The sequence below is a fragment of the Halomarina litorea genome (genome assembly GCF_024227715.1).
Lineage (GTDB): Archaea > Halobacteriota > Halobacteria > Halobacteriales > Haloarculaceae > Halomarina > Halomarina litorea.
The window spans coordinates 1,478,293-1,495,356 of record NZ_CP100448.1 but is presented as its reverse complement, the minus strand read 5'-3'; the positions used below and the strand labels follow the sequence as shown (position 1 = coordinate 1,495,356).

The window sequence follows — 17,064 nt, the reverse complement described above, 5'->3', positions numbered from 1 at the left end:
GTCGGTCAGGTCGCGTTCGAGTCGTTCTCTCTCGTTTCTCTCGTCCCGTTCTCCACGTCCCCCGAGCAGTCGTCGGAAGCGGGGTCGACGCGGTACGTCTCGACCGCGTGCCCGAACGAGACGGCGTCGCAGTGGTTCGTCCCGAACGACAGGGACTCTCGGTTGACGAGGATACCGCCCGCACGGTTCGCTCCCGACCCGCGGTACCGACCCGGACAGACCACCGGGTACCACTCCGCCGACACCGACTCGCCCGACGCGAGCGACGCGCGCACCTCGTGGGTCGTTTCGAGTTCGCCGACGGCGGTGAACGTCAGGCCCGACCCCGGTTCGAGGCGGAACTTCCCGTCGACGAGCGTCTCGTCCCCGCGCGTGACCGACAGCGAGAGGCAGTACGCCCGGTCGTCGTAGTTCTCGACGTAGAACGGGTCGGGACCCTCGCGGGGTGGACGGGTCGTTCTCCGAGTAGTTTCCCTCGAACCGTACTCCCTCTCCTCTGGCGTCTCCGTCGGCGGGGACTGTCCCGGCGGGTCGGGGAGTGACGAGCATCCGGCGAGAGGGGGGAGGGTACTGCAACAGGCCGCGAGGAAAGCGCGTCTGGAGGGACGGGACATGGGTCGAACGTTCTCGTGCCGAGACAAGTACTTTCAGGGGGTGTCGAGTCAGTCGAACTGCGCGACCCACGTCTCCCAGTGGAAGACGGCGTAGTCGGCCTTCGCGGGGCTGTCGAGCGTGAACGTGTTCGCCTCGGCGTCGTGAGTCGCCTCCACGCGCACGAACGTCTGTGCCTCCCGGTCGAACCGGACCAGCACGAGGCCCGACTCGTCGCCGTCGGGGACCCGCGACTCGTCGTACTCGACGGTCAAGGACGACTCGCCGTACGTCTCGGGCAGGTCGAGGCCGACGATTTCCGAGGCGCGCGAGGCGTTCGTCCCCTCGTTGTAGAGACAGCAGAACCACGGCTCCCGGACCTCGACGTCGGTGTACTGCCCGCCGACCGCGTGGCGTTCGCCCGTGACGCTGAGCGTCGCCCCCCGGTCGCTGTCGGTGCGCGTGACGACGTCGTCCGGTCGGGGGCGGTTCTCGATGGACCGCTTCGCCTCGTCGTACCAGGCGGGTTCCTCGACGCTCGTCTCGCCCACGTCGGTGACGCGGAGCGTCTGCGAGACGGTCCGCTCCCCGCCGTAGTCGTAGACCATGTGGGCCTCGTAGCGGACCAGACGGCCCGCCTCGGTGAAGTAGGCGTCGCGGGTGAACGCCGAGATGTTCTCCGGGGACACCTCGCCCGTGACGGTGCCAATCTCGCGGACGACGACCTGGTCGAGCGACGTGACCGTGTAGTGGTGGAGCGTCGTTCCCTCCGCCTCGACGGTGCCCGCATACTCGAAGTCGTACTTGTCGAACGCGCCGGCCTCGACGCCCGCGAGGGCCTTCCGTCGTTCGACGGCCCGTGCCTCGTGGTAGCGCCGCTTGCCCGTCGAGAGGACGCTCATCTCGACCGCCCCCTCGCCGAACGACCCGTAGGTGACCGCCGTGAGGCCGTCGATGTGTTCGATCGAGCGGTTGTAAGTCTCGGCGTCGAGGTCCGAGCGGATGGTCGTGTTCTGCGTGACGTCCACGCTGGCGCTCCGGAACTCGAACGTGGACCGGACGGTGACGGACCCCCGCTCCTCGACCAGTCCGGTGTGTCTGGCGAGGATGGCCTCGCCGTCGGGGAGCGTCGCCGGGTACGGCCTGCCGTCGGCCGTCGCCGTTTCGTCCGCCCCGCCGGGCGCGTCCGTCGTCCCGACCGGTGTTCCCGGCGCGTCAGTGGTCGTCGTCCCGTCGCGCTCCGACCCCGTCAGGCCGCCCAGACACCCCGCCGTGACGACCAGAACCGCACAGAGGAGCGCCGCCAGCGCGCGGCGCGACCGGCTGTTTACAACTACATTCATGTTTTCATACTATACTGGCGACACATAATCGTACCGCCGCGCGGCGGACACCGACCACCTAATAGCGAGACGGGACGAACGCCGGGCATGACTGTGGACGAGTCGGCGCTCCGGGGACTGGCGTCGTCGGTACGGGACGCCGACCGGGTCGTGGCGATGACTGGCGCGGGCGTCTCGACGGCGTCCGGCATCCCGGACTTCCGTGGGCCGGACGGCCTCTGGACGCGCTACGACACGGGGGACTTCCACGTCTCGCGCTTCCGGTCGGACCCGGCGGGGTTCTGGCGAGACCGTCTCGAACTCGCCGCCGAACTGTACGACGGGGACGTGGAACCGAACGCCGCCCACGAGGCACTCGCGGAGTTGGCCGGGGCGGGCCACCTCACCGGTCTCGTCACGCAGAACGTCGACGGCCTCCACGCGGCGGCGGGCCATGAGGACGTGGTCGAACTCCACGGGAACGGACGGCGGGTGGTCTGTACCGACTGCGGACGGCGGTTCGACGCGCCGCCGGTCCGCGAACGCGTGCGGGCGGGCGAGGTGCCGCCCACCTGCGAGGAGTGCGAGGGCGTGTTGAAACCGGACGTGGTGCTGTTCGGCGAGCAGTTGCCCGAGGGCGCCCGCCTCCGGGCGCACTCGCTCGCCCAGCGCTGTGACGTGTTCCTCGCCGTCGGGTCGTCGCTGACGGTCGAACCCGCGGCGGGGTTTCCGCGCGAGGCGGCCACGCGCGGGGCGACACTCGCCGTGGTCAACTTAGAGAAGACGCCCGTATCGGGGCGGGCGGACTACGACCTCCGGGTGGACGTGACCGAGGCCCTCCCGCGACTGGCCGAACTGGTGACCGAGTAGGGCGCGCGGGCGAGGAGTTTTGGTACCCCCCTCCGTGGGTCAGCCTGCCATGGGATACGAAGTGGTACACACCGACGACGTGGCGCTGACCGACCTCTCGCAGGTCGAGGAGATTCCCCCGGACCTCGACATCCGGGCCGTGGACGAGGCGCTCGGCACCGAACAGATGAAGGTGAAGGTCTGGTACTTCGACCCCGGCGAGGAGATTCAGTACCACGCCCACAGCGAACAGGAGGAACTCTACTACATCATGGAGGGGGAGTTCTCCCTGAAACTCGGGAAGTCGGGCGAGGAGGAGTTCGTCGAGGCCGGGCCGGGGACGTTCTACGTCGCCGGCCCGGAGACGGGTCACGGCCACCGGTACGTCGGTGAGGACCGGGGCGTCGTCCTCGCTCTCGGCGCGCCGGCCGTCGACGACCCGGGACTCGACCCGCACAGCCTCGACGACTGAGTCGCGGGGGGTCGAGACTAGTTCCCGCGCGAGGAACGCGCCTCGCGTATCTCCGCGCCGTCACGGAGTTTGTCCTCGCACTGCGGGCAGACACGGACGGAGTTCATCCCGTCCGGCGCGAACACTCGGACGTACGCCTCGGTGACGAACGACTCGCAGTTTTGGCACGTAGGCATCGTGACCGAAGGTAACCGACACCGACGTAAATACCTGTGTCACTCGGAACGAAATGACAGCCGCTCAGTTCGCGTAGGACGTCTCGATGTACTCGTTGATGCGTTCGGACTCCGCCATCGTCAGGCCCCGCGAGTCGTCGACGAGGACGGGGACGCCGCGCTGGCCGGAGACGCGCTTGACCTCGTCGCGCTTGGAGTGGAGGCCCTCCACCCAGACGCTCTCGAAGTCGAGGTCGTGTTCCTCCAGTTTGTCGACGACGAGTTCACAGAACGGACAGCCCTCGAGTCGGTAGAGCGTCAGCGTCATACTGGTACGCTGGTCCCCCAGCGACAAAAACCCCACCTCCCCCGGGTCGTCGTGACGAATCCTCGCCGCGCGCGCCACGCTTTTGCCGGGCGGGTGTGAGGTCCACCCATGCCACCGCAGGAGGGTGACGACGCGCCCGATTTCGAGACGCTGTTGTGTACCGGCGAGACGTTCCGTTCGACGCGCTTCGCCGACGTGGCGAGCGAGGGAGCCGTCCTCGTCTTCTCCGCGTTCGCCTTCTCCGCCATCGCCGAGAACTGGTGGAAACGCTACGAGCGCGCCGGGTGGGCCGACTTCGACGTGCCCGTCGTCGGCGTGAGCCGCGACGGCCCCTACGCGCAGAACGCCTTCCTCCGCGAACTGGAGAGTCCGTTTCGTCTGTTCGCGGACACGGACGGCACCGCCGCCGACGCCTACGGCCTCCGCCGGGAGCGCGACGGGATGGCGAACGTCACGACGCCACAGCGCGCCACGTTCGTCGTCGACGGGGAGATGCGCGTCGCCTACCGGTGGGTCGCCGACGACTGGATCTCGCCGGCACCCCGAGACGAGGTGGAGGCGGCCGTCGCGAACCTCTGACCCCGCTCCGGGGTCGAGGGTCCTGCCAATTCTGTGATGTGATCCGTGGTACCTATACACGTTCGGCGACTGCGGGGGAACATGCCCGCCGACGCGGTTCGAAAGGGGTTCGTCACGGGACTGGTCCTGGTCGCGCCGCTCGCTATCACCGTCTGGGTCGCCCTGTTCGTCTACGGCCTCCTCCTCGGCCTCGTCCAGCCGTTCGTGAGCTTCGCCATCCGGGACAACCCGCTGTTTCAGGTGCTCGCCGTCGTCTGTCTGTTCGTCCTCGTCACCGTCCTCGGCCTCGTGGTCCGCAGGGGCATCGGCTGGGGGGCGTTCACGCAGTTCGACGAGGGCATGGAGCGCATCCCCGTCCTCCGGGCGGTGTACTCGAGCGCCCGGCAGGCCTCGAACGCCATCGTCGGCCGCGAGGGGCAGTTCGAGCGCACCGTCATCGTCGAGTGGCCCCGCGAGGGGGCGTACACGCTCGGGTTCGTCACCAACGACACGCCCGACCGGGTGAGCCGGGAACTCGCCGACCGGGTGGACAGCGAGCGCTGTTACAACGTGTTCGTCCCGATGAGTCCCAATCCGATGGGCGGCTTCCTCGCGGTGTTCCCCGAGTCCGACATCGTGGCGACGGAACTCACCGTCAAGGAGGGCCTCCAGATGGTCATCACGACGGGGATGACCGGCGAGGAGCGCGTGAATCTCGAGGAACTCACCGGGAACGGCGGGTCAGTGGCCGCCGGGACCTGACCGGGCACCAAGACAGATATCCCCCCGTCGAGAGTCCCTGTCATGGTACATGAGAACGTACTCGACCAGTTCGACCTCGCGGGGTCCGTTGCGCTCGTGACCGGGGCCGGGAGCGGTATCGGTCGCGCGTACACCACGGGCCTGTCACAGGCCGGGGCCGCCGTCGCGTGTCTCGACGTCGACGGCGACCGGGCCGAGTCGACGGCCGCCTCGCTCGACGGCCCCGCCCTCGCCGTCGAGGCGGACGTGACCGACGAGGACGAGGTCGACGCGGCGGTCGACCACACCGTCGAGGAACTGGGCGGTCTGGACGCCGTCTTCCCGAACGCGGGTATCGGCGGTGCCCGGGAGCCGTTCTACGACCTGTCGCTCGCAGACTGGCGTGCGGTCCTCGACGTGAACCTCACCGGCGTCTTCCTCACGGCGCGTGCCGCCGCCCGGGCGATGATGGACGCGGGCACGGCGGGCCGAATCGTCAGCACCGCGTCCATCTACGGGTTCGTCGGGAGCTACACCGGGACCGCACCGGCGTACGCCGCCTCGAAGGGCGGCGTGACGAACCTGACACGCGAGATGGCCGTCGCACTCCTCCCGCACGGCATCCGCGTCAACGCCATCGCGCCGGGGTTCGTCAGCACCGACCTTGCCGACGATGCCATTGGGACGCTCTCGGAGACGGCCGTCGCGGAACGCGACGAGGCGCTGGGCCGTCGGACGCTCTCCGACCGCCCCGCCGACCCGGCGGCCCTGATGGGGACCGCGGTGTTCCTCGCCTCGCCCGCCGCGTCGTACCTGACCGGCCAGACGATTCCAGTCGACGGCGGCTGGCTGGCGCGCTGACCGTGCGGTCCGGGGACGCCTGCACCCGCCCCGTCGCACGTCAAGACGGATATAGCTCCGGCGAGAGCCCCTGCTATGGGAGACGGGAACGGAGACAGGAGCATGCCGGAGCAGTTCGACCTCGCGGGGTCGGTCGCGCTCGTGACGGGCGCGGGCGGGGGCATCGGCCGCGCGTACGCCGAGGCGCTCTCGGAGGCGGGCGCGGCCGTCGCGTGCCTCGACGTGGACGCCGACGCCGCGAGCGAGACGGCGGCGGGTCTCGACACCCGCTCGCTCGCGCTGGATGCGGACGTGACCGACGAGATGGCGATGGAAGAGAGCGTCGCCCGGACCGCGGCGGACCTCGGCGGCCTCGACGTCGCGTTCGCCAACGCGGGCGTCGGCGGCGTACAGGCCCCCGTGGCCGAGTACGACCTCGACGAGTGGCGTGCGGTCCTTGACGTGAACCTCACCGGCGTCTTCCTCACCTGCCGGGAGGCGGCGCGGGCCATGCGCGAGACGGGCGGGGGGAGCATCGTCACGACGGCCTCGATCTACGGCCACGTCGGGAGTCTCGCGGGGACGCAACCGGCCTACAGCGCCGCGAAGGGAGGGGTGGTGAACCTGACACGCGAGATGGCAGTCTCCTTCGCCAGACACGACATCCGCGTCAACGCCATCGCGCCGGGGTTCTTCGACACCGACCTGCTCGATTCGGGCCTCGGTGCCCTCTCCGAGGAGGGCCGCGAGCGGTTCGACCGGGCCATCGACCAGCGCACCCTGCTCGGGCGACGGGGCGACCCGTCGGAACTGAAGGGCCTCGCCGTCTTCCTCGCCAGCGAGGCGTCGAGCTACGTCACGGGACAGTCGTTCCCCGTCGACGGCGGGTGGCTGGCGCAGTAGTGTGGTCGGCGCTCGTTCATCTCCCCGGCGCGCCTCCTCGTACCATGACCGACCCGGAACTCCTCCGTCGCGTCGACGCGGCCCTCGCCCTGCGTGGGGCGTGGCTCGTGCTCACGGTTCTGCTCGCGTGTTTCGCGCTGATGACGGTGAACCTCGCCGTCGGCCTCCTCGCACTGGCGACGGTGCTGGTCGGGGCGCGCTCGTATGTCCGGGCGAGACGAACGCAGTCGGCGGATGACTTCGACCCCCGACGACCGGCGGGCCGGTAGGCGAGCGCGCTACTCGACGCCCATCTGCTTGGCGATGGTGTTGAGCTGAATCTCGTCGGTGCCCTCCACGATGCGCAGGAGGCGCGCGTAGTGGAGGTGGTCCATGAACGGGTTGTCCTCCGCGAGGCCGTTGCCCCCGTGGACCTGCACCGTGTCGTCGGCGATGTCCCACATCGCGTTCGTGGCGACGTACTTGAACACGGAGGAGTCCTCGATGGCCTCCTGTCCGTCGTCCATCTTCCAGGCGAGTTTCAGGCCCGCGGCGTCGGCAGCGTAGTTGTGCGCCCGCCCCTTCGCGACCTTGTGGGAGATGCCCTGGAACGACCCGATGGAGTGCCCGAACGCCTCGCGGTCGTTCGCGTACTGGACCGCCCGGTCGAGGAGGTACTCACCGAAGCCGACCGCCTCCGCGCCGAGTTCCATCCGGCCCAGCGAGAGGAAGCCCATCGCCTCGTAGAACGCCTCGTCGGGCGTCCCCAGCACCCGCGAGTTGGGCACGCGCACGCCGTCGAGGTGGACCTCGGCCTGCAGTCCCTCGGCCCCCACGGCGTTGTTGAAACTGCCAACCTCGTACTCGTCGGCTTCGACGAGAAAGCAGGTGATGCCGCCGTAGCGCCCCGCCTCCGCCTGTGGCGTCGTCCGGGCGAACACCTGCAGGAAGTCGGCGTAGGGGGCGTTCGTGATCCACTGTTTCGTGCCGTCGATGACCCACTCGTCGCCGTCCTTCTCGGCGCGCGTCTCCATGTTCGGCGAGTCCGACCCCGCTCCCGGTTCGGTCTGGCCGAACCCGGTGGACTTCTCGGCGCGGACGACCGGTTTCAGGTACTCCTCGACTTGCTCGCCCTCGGCCTGTAGGAGGAGCGGTTTCGGTCCCTCCGGCCCGGCGAGTATCTCGCTCGCGAGTCCCGTCCCGTGGCTGGCGACGTGCTTCTTCGCGCGGTACCACGTCACGTTCGAGACGCCTTCGCCCCCCGCCTCCTCGGGGAGGTTCATCGCGTAGAAGCCCGCCTCGGCACTCTTGCGTCGGACCTCACGTATCGCCTCCAGCGCCTCCTCGACCAGTCGCCCGTCGTCCTCGTGGCGCTTGCGCGGGTTCGACCACGTCTCGCCGAGGTCGTCCTCCAGCGGGTCGACCTCCCGCTCGACGAACTCGTCGAGGCTCCCACGAATGAGCCGCCACTCCTCGTCCTCCTCGAAACTGACCCCGGACGGGACCGTGTCCTGCGTTGCCATACCGCCACCTCCGGGCGAGGGGTCTTAACCGCTGGGTGGCCGCGCTCGGTACCAAGGGCAGGGACCGCGGCTTCCGTCAGTCTCGCTCGCGGTTCCCGGACCCTTCAGATCCCGCGATTCTCGCTCGCGTAGCTCGCTCCGAATCACGCACTCCGACCCGCGCTACTCGCGGGTCACTATCGTTCCCCGCTCGTTCTGTTGGAGGTTCTCGCTACGCTCGAACCTCCCTACTCCTCACGGCACCCGACAGTCGCCGTTCGGACTCCGCGGTTCTCGGCCCCTTCGGGCCCTCCGAACCGCGCTACTCCCCCAGTCGCACATCCCCGAACTCCTCGCGGAGGGTCATCTTGTCGAACTTGCCCGTCGAGGTGCGAGGGATGGCGTCGACGAAGCGGTACGTCTCGGGGAGCCACCACTTGGGGAACCGGTCTGCGAGGTGCTCGCGCAGGTCCTCGTCGGTCGCGTCGTGGCCCTCCCGCAGGACGACGCAGGCCATCGGCCGCTCCTGCCACTTCTCGTGGTCGACGGCGATGACGGTGGCCTCCGCGACGGCCTCGTGGGCCATCAGTTCGTTCTCCAGTTCGACGCTCGAAATCCACTCCCCGCCGGACTTGATGACGTCCTTCGTCCGGTCGACGATGTCGACGTACCCCAGTTCGTCGACGGTGGCGATGTCGCCCGTTCTGAGCCACCGCTCGCGAGACGAGTCTCGCTGCTCCCCGCTCGCGTCGCTCGCGGGGACGTCCTCGACGAACGACTCGCGGTTCGCCTCCGGGCGGTTGTGGTAGGAGTCGACGACCCACGGGCTTCTGACCTGCAGTTCGCCCATCGCCTCGCCGTCGTGGGGCAGGTCCTCGCCGTCTTCATCTCGGATTCGCAGTTGCATCCCGGGGACGGGGACCCCCGCCATCGCCCGGCGGCGGTACTGTTCTTCGGGGTCGGCGTCCGCGACTTCCTTCCGGAGGGTGCTCAGCGTCCCCAGCGGGGAGGTTTCGGTCATCCCCCAGCCCTGCAGGATGGGCGCGTCGTATCGCTCGTCGTACTTGCGGATGAGCGACTCGGGCGGGGCGGAGCCGCCGACGGTGAGGCGGTCGATGTTCGAGATGTCCACCTCGGGGTTCTCGTCGAGATACTGGGCCATCTCCAGCCAGATGGTCGGGACGGCGGCGGACATGGTCACCTCCTCGCCGTCGATGAGTTCCGCGACAGAGCCGGGGTCCGTGTGGACGCCGGGCAGGACCTGCTTCGCGCCGACGAACGTGGCGGCGTAGGGGATGCCCCACCCGTTGGCGTGGAACATCGGGACGACCGGAAGGACGGTATCGGCCTCCCCGATGCCGTTGGCGTCGGTGTGCCCCGACATGAGGCTGTGGAGGTGGATGCCCCGGTGGGTGTAGGCGACGCCCTTCGGCTTGCCCGTCGTCCCGGAGGTGTAGCACATCCCGCACTCGCTCTCCTCGTCGATGTCGGGCCAGTCGTACTCCGTCGGGTGGCCGTCGAGGAGGTCCTCGTAGGCCACGACCGGGTCCAGCGAGGTGTCGGGTACCTCGTCGGCGAGGACGACGTACTGTTCGACCGTCTCCAGCGAATCCGCGTTCGCCTCCACCTTCTCGAGGAACGCCGGATCCACGAACAGTACCCGGTCCTCGGCGTCGTTGACGATGAACTGGAAGTGGTCGTCGGGCAGGCGCATGTTGCACATGTGCATCGACCGACCCGAACACGGCGGCCCGAAGTACAGTTCGAGGTGGCGGTAGTTGTTGGCCGCGACCGTGGCGACCCGTTCGCCACGGCCGACGCCGAGGTCGTCGAGGGCGTGGGCGAGTTGCGCCACCCGCACCCCGAGGTCCGCGTAGGTGTAGCGATGGAGGTCGCCGGAGGGGGTCTTCGTCACGATCTCGCGGTCCGGGAAGAGGTCGACGGCCCGGTCCAGTAGCCCGTTCAGCGTGAGTGGAACGTCCATCATGGCGTGTGTAGCCACATGCCATATCACACACCATAGCTGTTCGGACTCCCAGTAAGTGACACTCGGCGAGATATTTATATCCCCTAACACCTACTGGGACATACTGACGGCTGGCACACGCGGCTGGTCGTCGGTAGTGGGACACGCGATGTACGGCGGTGCGAGCACACACGGTCGGAACGGACACAGGTGGGCCGACTCGACAGACCGCCAGTGCGCAGGGGTGACCACCCGTCTCCCCCTCGCGCGCGGCCCGGAACGCCACGGTGGTGGCACACACCCTCGCCGCTGCGCGTCGGGGAGAATGGCATCCGGACACTCCCCGGGACGCGAACGATTTATCCTTCCAGACCCATGATTCACGGTATCGCGAGTCACACATGACGGGAAACAAACGGGGGACTGACAGGAATGCGGGAGGCGGGGAGCCACGGCGCGGGGAGACCACGGGAGGACTCGCGGGCCTGTCGCTGAGTCGCCGGACCGCACTCGGGTTGCTCGGCGTCGCGGGGGGTCTCGGTCTGGGGTCGGCGGGGACGGCGGGCGCGCAGATGGCGAGCGAGGCGTTCTCGGCGTCGCTCGGGTCGTCCATCGACCTCCCGCAGTCGTCGGGGCGGGTCGTCACGTTCGACCGGGTGGCGTTCGACGACGGGGGGAACTACGACGCCGAGACGGGCCAGTACACCGCCTCGGCCTCCGGGCGCTACCGGATAGACACCGCCGGCGAGTTCCACATCCCCACGGTGCGCGGCGCGGGGGTGAAACTCCTCGTCCGGGTCAACAGCACTCCGCGGGCGATGTCCGTCGCCGCGGGCGCGACGGACGTCAACACCACCGCCTCCGTGTCGAAACTCGTCGACCTCCACGCGGGGGAGTCCGTCGACGTCTTCGTCACCTACAGCAGCACCGCACCCTCCGACCCGGCGGTCGTCGTGGGACAGCTCCAGCCGCTCACCTTCCTCACCGTCGACCGGGTGGGGTGAGCGCGGGACTGAATCTTAAGCCCCCCGCCCCCTCACCGCGTGGTATGCGCCTCGATGGCATCCGCGTTCTCGACCTGACCCGCCTGCTTCCCGGCCCCTACGCCACCCAGTTGCTCGCCGACCTCGGCGCCGACGTGGTGAAAGTCGAAGACACCGGTGCGGGCGACTACGCCCGACACATGCCCCCCACCACCGACCGCGGGGTCGGCGGCGTCTTCGACGGCGTCAACCGGGGGAAGCGCTCGGTCGCCCTCGACCTGAAGGACGACGACGCGTGCGAGGCGTTCTACGCGCTCGTCGAGGAGAGCGACGTGGTCATCGAGGGCTTCCGCCCCGGCGTCGTCGAGCGCCTCGGTGTGGACTTCGACACCCTGCGGGAGTACAACCCGGACCTCGTCTACTGCTCGCTGACGGGGTACGGCCAGACCGGTCCGCTGTCGGACCGGGCGGGTCACGACCTGAACTACGTGGGTCGGACGGGCTTTCTCGACATGAGTCGCGACGGCGAGGACGACGCCCCCTCCACGCCCGGCTACCAGGTCGCCGACCTCGGCGGTGGACTCTGTGCCGCGTTCGGCGTCGTGAGCGCCCTCCTCTCGCGCGAACTCGGTGGCGGCGGCGGCGAGTACGTCGACGTGTCGATGACCGACGTGGTGCTGTCGTTCTCCCAGACGGTCGCCCACGGGGCGCTCACGGCGGCCGACGGGGGCGGCGAGGGACCGCGACCGGGCGGGACGCCGCTGACCGGCGGCTACCCGTGGTACGACGTCTACGAGACGGCCGACGGGCGGTTCGTCACCCTGGGGGCGCTCGAACCCCAGTTCTGGGAGGCGTTCTGCCGGGGCGTCGACCGCGAGGACCTCGTCTCGTACCACGGGACGGAGGACCCGGCCGAGCAGGCGGCCCTCCGCGAAGAACTCGACTCGCTGTTCGCGGGGCGGACGCGCGACGAGTGGGCGGACGCGCTCGGCCCCGACACGGCGGTCGAACCCGTCCTCACGCCCGCGGAGGCCGTCGCCGACGAACAGTTCGCCGCCCGCGACGTGGTCCAGGGCGGCGACCACCCCCGCGTGGGCTTCCCGGCGGTCTGTGACCGCCCGGAGACCGACGAGTCGGTGCCCGGCCACGGCGAACACACCGCCGAACTCCTCTCGGCGGCGGGCGTGAGCGACGAGGACCTCGAACGGCTCCGCGAGGGGGGCGCGATTCGCTGAGCGCCGTCGGCCGCGACCCGCAGGTCGCGTGGCACGGATTTATCCCGTCGGCGGGGCACGTGGTGCCATGCGACTTGGCGTACTTGTACCAGCAGTCGACGACCCGACCGCCTTCACCGTCCGCGCCGAGGACCTCGGCTACGAGTCCGCGTGGATGGGCGAACTCTGGGGCGAGAGCTCCGTCGTTCGCCTGACGGACGTGGCCGCCCGGACGGACGACATCGAACTCGGGACGGCCATCCTCAACGTCTTCTCGCGCACCCCCGCGGTGCTGGCGATGACAGCGAAGACCATCGACGACCTCTCCGACGGGCGGTTCACGCTCGGCGTCGGCACCAGCACCCGGAAGGCCGTCGAGGACCTCCACGGGATGGAGTGGGACGACCCGAATCCCATCCGGCGCGCCCACGAGTGCATCGAACTGACGAAGGCCTACCTCTCCGGTGAGGGGCGCGTCACCTACGATGGCGACGTGTTCCACGCCGCCGACTTCCCGTCGCTGGACCACGACGTGCCCATCTACCACGCCGCCCTCGGCAGCGCGAACCGGCGGGTCGTCGCCCGCCTCTGTGACGGCTGGATCCCCCACAACGTCCCGTTCCCGGACCTCGCCGACTCCTTCGAGTACATCGCAGAGCACGCGGCGGAGGCGGGCCGCGACCCCGACGCCATCGACGTGGCCCCCTACGTCCCCGCCTGCGTGAGCGACGACGCCGACGAGGCCCGCCTGATGGTCCGCAAACACCTCGCGTACTACGTCGGGAGCGGGAAGGGCTACCAGCGAGCAGTCGGCGGACGGTTCCCCGAGGAGGCCGACCGGGTCGCCGACCTGTGGCACGAGGGCGACCGGGGGGCGGCCGCCGAGGCCGTTACCGACGAGATGGTCGCCGCCCTCGGCGTCGCCGGCACGCCCGAGGAGGCCCGCGAGCAGTTGCGCGAGATCGGGGAGATGGACGTCGTCGACCGACCGCTCCTGACCATCCCGAACAGCGCGGGCCACCTCGCCGAGCGAACGGTGGAGGAACTCGCCCCCGTGCGGTTCTGAGGCTCTGAGGCTCTGAACCGGCTCAGCGCCCGCCTGCCAGTTCCGACCGGTGGACGAGTACGGACTCGTCGAGGTCCGAGACGCTCGCCGTCCCCGTGTTCGACAGCGAGACGTCGAGGTCGCCCCGGACGTTGGAGAGCACCTCGCGGACGCCCGCCTCGCCGCCGACGGCGAGGCCGCAGGCGAACGGGCGGCCCACCATCGCGGCGTCCGCCCCGAGGGCGAGGGCCTTCACGATGTCCGGTCCCCGCCGGATGCCGCTGTCGAAGGTGATGGGCACGCGACCCATCACCTGGTCGGCGATGCCGGGCAGGGCTTCGAGCGCCGCGATTTCGCCGTCGAGTTGGCGGCCGCCGTGGTTCGAGACGGCGATGGCGTCGACGCCGCGCGAGATGGCCTCCTCGGCGTCGTCGGGGTGGAGCAGGCCCTTCACGACCACCGGGAGGTCGGTCATCCCGACGAGGTCCTCGACGTCGTCCCAGTCGAGCGCCGGGTTGCCGAACACGTCGAGCCAGTGGTAGATGGCCGCGGACTCGTTCTCCTCCGGTGGCTCGTCCAGCCCCTCGCGGAAGGCGGGGTCCGAGAAGTAGTTGCCCAGTCCCGCGCCGTCGAGACTTGGGCTGTAGCCGCCCTGCAGGTCGCGCTCGCGCCACCCGAGGATGGGCACGTCGACGGTGACGACGATGGCGTCGAACCCCGCGTCCTCGGCCCGCCCGACGAAGCTCTCCATGATGGCCCGCTCCGACGACCAGTAGAGCTGAAACCACTTCGGCGTGTCACCGAGGGTGTCGGCCACCTCCTCGATGGTGTGCGAGGAGACGGAGCTGAGGCACATCGGGACGTTCAGGTCGGCGCAGGCACCGGCGGTCCCGAGTTCGCCCGCCTCGTGGAAGATGGTCTGGTTGCCGATGGGCGCGACCATGAACGGGACGTCGAACTCCCGGCCGAGGAGGTCGACCGAGAGGTCACGCTCGGAGACGTCCCGCAGGAGGCGGGGGACGATACGCCACTCGCGGAACGCCTCGCGGTTGGTGCTCATCGTCGTCTCCCCGCCCGCCCCGCCCGCGAGGTAGTTCGCCGGACCCGACTCCATCGCCTCCACCGCGCGCGCCTCCAGTTCCTCGTAGCGGACCGGGAGGTCCGGCGGGTCGTCCGCGAGCATCCCGGAGGCGATGACGTCGCGCTGTCGGTCCTGTCCGTACGGCTCGGAGGGGTCCTCGACCATACGCGGGCGTCGGAGGGGCGGTACATAAGTGGTGTGTGGGAAGGTGGCAGACTGGGCACCAGTACACGAGAGGGACTCTCGCACACAGTCGAATACAGAGCCGAGCTGAATTAATATTAAATCGACTCTGAGTGGACGTTGTATCGTCATGTCACGAAAAGACGGCGGTCGAAGCCGGGATGCGGGCGACCACGCCGACCTGTCGACGAACCGGCGGTCCTTCCTCGCCGGAACGGCGGCACTCGGCGTCGGGATGGTCACCGGCGGTGCGGGCGTCGTCGCCGGCGACGACGGCGACGGCACAACGCAGGACGGCGAGATGCCCGCCCCCAGCGTCGCCCGTGCGGCGGACGGGATGGTCGCCTCCGTCCACCCACAGGCCTCCGAAGTCGGGAAGCGCGTCCTCGCAGGCGGTGGCAACGCCGTCGACGCGGCGGTTGCCGTCCAGTTCGCCCTGAACGTCACCCAGCCGCACACCTCCGGCATCGGCGGCGGCGGGTTCATGCTCGTCTACGACGCCGACGAAGACGAGACGTACGCCGTCGATAACCGCGAGCGCGCCCCGCTGAACGCCGAGAAGGACATGTTCCTGCAGGAGAACGGCGAACCCATCCCGTTCGGCGAGCGCATCGGTCTCGGGCAGGCGGTGGGCGTCCCCGGCACCCTCCGTGCCTGCGACGTCGCGCTCAAGCGCTTCGGGAGCCGCGACATCGCGGACCTCATCGAACCGGCCATCCAGTTGGCGAAACCTAACGGGACCCGGGTGGAGGTGGACGCCTTCGTCGCCCAGTCCATCCGCGAGAACATGGGCCGCTTCAACGACGCCGCGCGCGACCTGTTCGTCCCGGACGGCGAACCGCTCTCGGAGGGAGACACGCTGGACCAGCCTCACCTCGCGGAAGCCTTCCGGCGCATCCGCGACGAGGGAATCGGCGCGCTCTACGGCGGCGAGCTCGGACAGGCGCTCGCCGACGTGGTCCAGGAGGAGGGTGGCTCCATGACAGTCGACGACCTCGCGCGCTACAACGTCACCATCGACCACGCCGAGCACGCCGAGTACGACGGCCTGACGGTGCGGACGATGTCCCTGCCGAGTTCCGGCGGTCTCACCATCGGGCACATCCTGAACCTCGTCGACCCCCTCGACCTCGGGCAGTACGACCCCCGCGACGCGGCGAAGTACCACGCGCTCGTCGAGGCGTTCGGCCTCGCGTACGCCGACCGGGGCGAGTACATGGGCGACAAGGCGTTCGTCGACGCGCCGTGGCAGGGGCTCTTCGACGAGGCGTACCTCGCGGAGCGCCGGGGCCTCATCCCGCCGCACAACGCGAGTCCCGGGCGGCCACAGCCCGGCGACCCGTGGAGCTATCAGCCCGGGAACCCCTACGTCGTGGAGGCACCCTCCGTCGACGTGGGGAGCGAACCCGGCGGGTCCCGCGCCTCCTCGCGGAACACGAGCCACACGACGCACTTCACCGTCGCGGACGGCGACGGCAACCTCGTCTCGTGGACGTCGACCATCGAGCAACTGTTCGGTTCCGGCATCGTCGTCCCCGAGTACGGCGTCGTGCTCAACAACGAACTGACGGACTTCGACGCGGTACCGGGCGGTCCGAACGAGGTGGCCCCGACGAAACGGCCCCTCAGTTCGACCAGCCCCACCATCGTCTTCGAGGACGGCGACCCGCTCATGACCGTCGGCTCCCCCGGCGGCAAGACCATCATCACCACCGTCGCGCAGGTCATCGTGAACGTCGCCACGTTCGGCCTCTCGCTCCCCGAGGCCGTGCGTGAGCCGCGCATCTACAACGACACCGACCCCGAGGTGCTCTGGGAGCCGGCGGTTCCCGACGGGACCGTCTCGAACCTCCGCGAGCGGAACCACACGCTCCAGCCCGAACCGCGGCAACTCGGCAACGTCCAGGCAATCCGCGTGACCGACGACGGCTACCTCGACGTCGCAGACGGGCGACGGGCGGGGCTGGCGACCGGAACCGGCGGGGACGAGGAGGACGACGACTGAGGACGGTCGGTACCCCTCCCCGGCGCGGAGTCCCGTCCCGACAGACGGTACCCGCTGGCGGAAGGTGAGGTTTTAATCTAACCCCGTCGTCCGTGCAATCGATGCCTGTCAAGTTCGAGTGTTATCAGACTGGGTGTAGCTTCATGATCCGTGCGGACTCGGAGGACGAACTGGTGTATCTCGTCCAGGAGCACGCGGAACGGACCCACGACCTGTCCCTCGAAGGGGAGGCGATCCGCTCCGAGGTCGAGCGCGCGTAACGAGTCACCCGGCAGTCGCTCCCGGACCCCGAAGACGGGGTCGGTTCGTGCTATCACTACCACCGGAAGTCGGTCGGGGAACGCGAC

General features: G+C 69.4%; 19 protein-coding genes. 12 read left to right on the top strand and 7 right to left on the bottom strand.

The features are described 5' to 3' along the window. Positions 1–5: 5 nt before the first annotated feature. The gene (locus NKG96_RS08135; protein WP_254538035.1) at positions 6–614 is read right to left on the bottom strand and encodes an Ig-like domain-containing protein; all 609 of its coding nucleotides are present in this window, start codon (positions 612–614) and stop codon (positions 6–8) included. Positions 615–662: 48 nt separating this feature from the next. After that, positions 663–1,934, bottom strand: coding sequence for a DUF7537 family lipoprotein (locus NKG96_RS08130; RefSeq protein ID WP_254538034.1), 1,272 nt, complete (start codon positions 1,932–1,934; stop codon positions 663–665). Between the two features lie 87 nt (positions 1,935–2,021). On the opposite strand from NKG96_RS08130, the gene NKG96_RS08125 reads away from it, so the two are divergent. Continuing rightward, the gene (locus NKG96_RS08125; RefSeq protein WP_254538033.1) at positions 2,022–2,783 is read left to right on the top strand and encodes an SIR2 family NAD-dependent protein deacylase; all 762 of its coding nucleotides are present in this window, start codon (positions 2,022–2,024) and stop codon (positions 2,781–2,783) included. Between the two features lie 49 nt (positions 2,784–2,832). Then, positions 2,833–3,234, top strand: a complete 402-nt coding sequence (locus NKG96_RS08120) for a cupin domain-containing protein (protein ID WP_254538032.1) — start codon at positions 2,833–2,835, stop codon at positions 3,232–3,234. Positions 3,235–3,251: 17 nt separating this feature from the next. On the opposite strand, the gene NKG96_RS08115 is transcribed toward NKG96_RS08120, so the two are convergent. Both NKG96_RS08115 and NKG96_RS08110 read right to left on the bottom strand, forming a co-directional pair. After that, complete coding sequence (locus tag NKG96_RS08115) at positions 3,252–3,410, bottom strand: DUF7563 family protein (protein WP_254538031.1); 159 nt, start codon at positions 3,408–3,410, stop codon at positions 3,252–3,254. A gap of 64 nt (positions 3,411–3,474) precedes the next feature. Continuing rightward, a complete protein-coding gene (locus NKG96_RS08110; RefSeq protein ID WP_254538030.1) occupies positions 3,475–3,717 on the bottom strand; it encodes a glutaredoxin family protein in 243 nt (80 codons plus the stop codon). Positions 3,718–3,825: 108 nt separating this feature from the next. On the opposite strand from NKG96_RS08110, the gene NKG96_RS08105 reads away from it, so the two are divergent. The 5 genes from NKG96_RS08105 to NKG96_RS08085 all read left to right on the top strand — a co-directional run bounded on the left by NKG96_RS08105 (position 3,826) and on the right by NKG96_RS08085 (position 7,028). Further along, the gene (locus tag NKG96_RS08105; protein ID WP_254538029.1) at positions 3,826–4,296 is read left to right on the top strand and encodes a peroxiredoxin family protein; all 471 of its coding nucleotides are present in this window, start codon (positions 3,826–3,828) and stop codon (positions 4,294–4,296) included. Between the two features lie 81 nt (positions 4,297–4,377). After that, the gene (locus tag NKG96_RS08100; RefSeq protein WP_254538028.1) at positions 4,378–5,037 is read left to right on the top strand and encodes a DUF502 domain-containing protein; all 660 of its coding nucleotides are present in this window, start codon (positions 4,378–4,380) and stop codon (positions 5,035–5,037) included. A gap of 42 nt (positions 5,038–5,079) precedes the next feature. Next, a complete protein-coding gene (locus NKG96_RS08095) occupies positions 5,080–5,877 on the top strand; it encodes an SDR family NAD(P)-dependent oxidoreductase (protein ID WP_254538027.1) in 798 nt (265 codons plus the stop codon). 75 nt (positions 5,878–5,952) lie between these two features. Next, entirely contained in the window at positions 5,953–6,759 is an 807-nt protein-coding gene (locus tag NKG96_RS08090; protein WP_254538026.1) for an SDR family NAD(P)-dependent oxidoreductase, read from the top strand. 44 nt (positions 6,760–6,803) lie between these two features. Further along, positions 6,804–7,028 carry a hypothetical protein gene (locus tag NKG96_RS08085; protein ID WP_254538025.1) on the top strand — a complete coding sequence of 75 codons (225 nt, stop codon included), beginning with the start codon at positions 6,804–6,806 and terminating at the stop codon, positions 7,026–7,028. 9 nt (positions 7,029–7,037) lie between these two features. Here NKG96_RS08085 and NKG96_RS08080 read toward each other — a convergent pair whose 3' ends face one another. Then, the gene (locus tag NKG96_RS08080) at positions 7,038–8,261 is read right to left on the bottom strand and encodes an acyl-CoA dehydrogenase family protein (protein WP_254538024.1); all 1,224 of its coding nucleotides are present in this window, start codon (positions 8,259–8,261) and stop codon (positions 7,038–7,040) included. A gap of 301 nt (positions 8,262–8,562) precedes the next feature. Then, a complete protein-coding gene (locus tag NKG96_RS08075) occupies positions 8,563–10,224 on the bottom strand; it encodes a long-chain fatty acid--CoA ligase (RefSeq protein WP_368409297.1) in 1,662 nt (553 codons plus the stop codon). Positions 10,225–10,607: 383 nt separating this feature from the next. Between NKG96_RS08075 and NKG96_RS08070 the strand changes: the two genes are divergently transcribed. The 3 genes from NKG96_RS08070 to NKG96_RS08060 all read left to right on the top strand — a co-directional run bounded on the left by NKG96_RS08070 (position 10,608) and on the right by NKG96_RS08060 (position 13,469). Next, complete coding sequence (locus NKG96_RS08070; RefSeq protein WP_254538022.1) at positions 10,608–11,210, top strand: C1q-like domain-containing protein; 603 nt, start codon at positions 10,608–10,610, stop codon at positions 11,208–11,210. Between the two features lie 44 nt (positions 11,211–11,254). After that, complete coding sequence (locus NKG96_RS08065; protein ID WP_254538021.1) at positions 11,255–12,424, top strand: CaiB/BaiF CoA transferase family protein; 1,170 nt, start codon at positions 11,255–11,257, stop codon at positions 12,422–12,424. A 67-nt stretch (positions 12,425–12,491) separates the two neighbouring features. Then, positions 12,492–13,469 carry an LLM class flavin-dependent oxidoreductase gene (locus NKG96_RS08060; RefSeq protein WP_254538020.1) on the top strand — a complete coding sequence of 326 codons (978 nt, stop codon included), beginning with the start codon at positions 12,492–12,494 and terminating at the stop codon, positions 13,467–13,469. A 22-nt stretch (positions 13,470–13,491) separates the two neighbouring features. Here the strand turns inward: NKG96_RS08060 and NKG96_RS08055 are convergent, their stop codons facing one another. Then, a complete protein-coding gene (locus NKG96_RS08055; RefSeq protein WP_254538019.1) occupies positions 13,492–14,694 on the bottom strand; it encodes an alpha-hydroxy-acid oxidizing protein in 1,203 nt (400 codons plus the stop codon). A 148-nt stretch (positions 14,695–14,842) separates the two neighbouring features. Here NKG96_RS08055 and ggt point away from each other — a divergent pair, with 148 nt between their 5' ends. Continuing rightward, the gene (gene ggt, locus NKG96_RS08050) at positions 14,843–16,717 is read left to right on the top strand and encodes a gamma-glutamyltransferase (protein WP_254538018.1); all 1,875 of its coding nucleotides are present in this window, start codon (positions 14,843–14,845) and stop codon (positions 16,715–16,717) included. A gap of 101 nt (positions 16,718–16,818) precedes the next feature. After that, complete coding sequence (locus NKG96_RS08045; RefSeq protein WP_254538017.1) at positions 16,819–16,977, top strand: DUF1059 domain-containing protein; 159 nt, start codon at positions 16,819–16,821, stop codon at positions 16,975–16,977. The last annotated feature ends 87 nt before the right edge of the window (positions 16,978–17,064 follow it).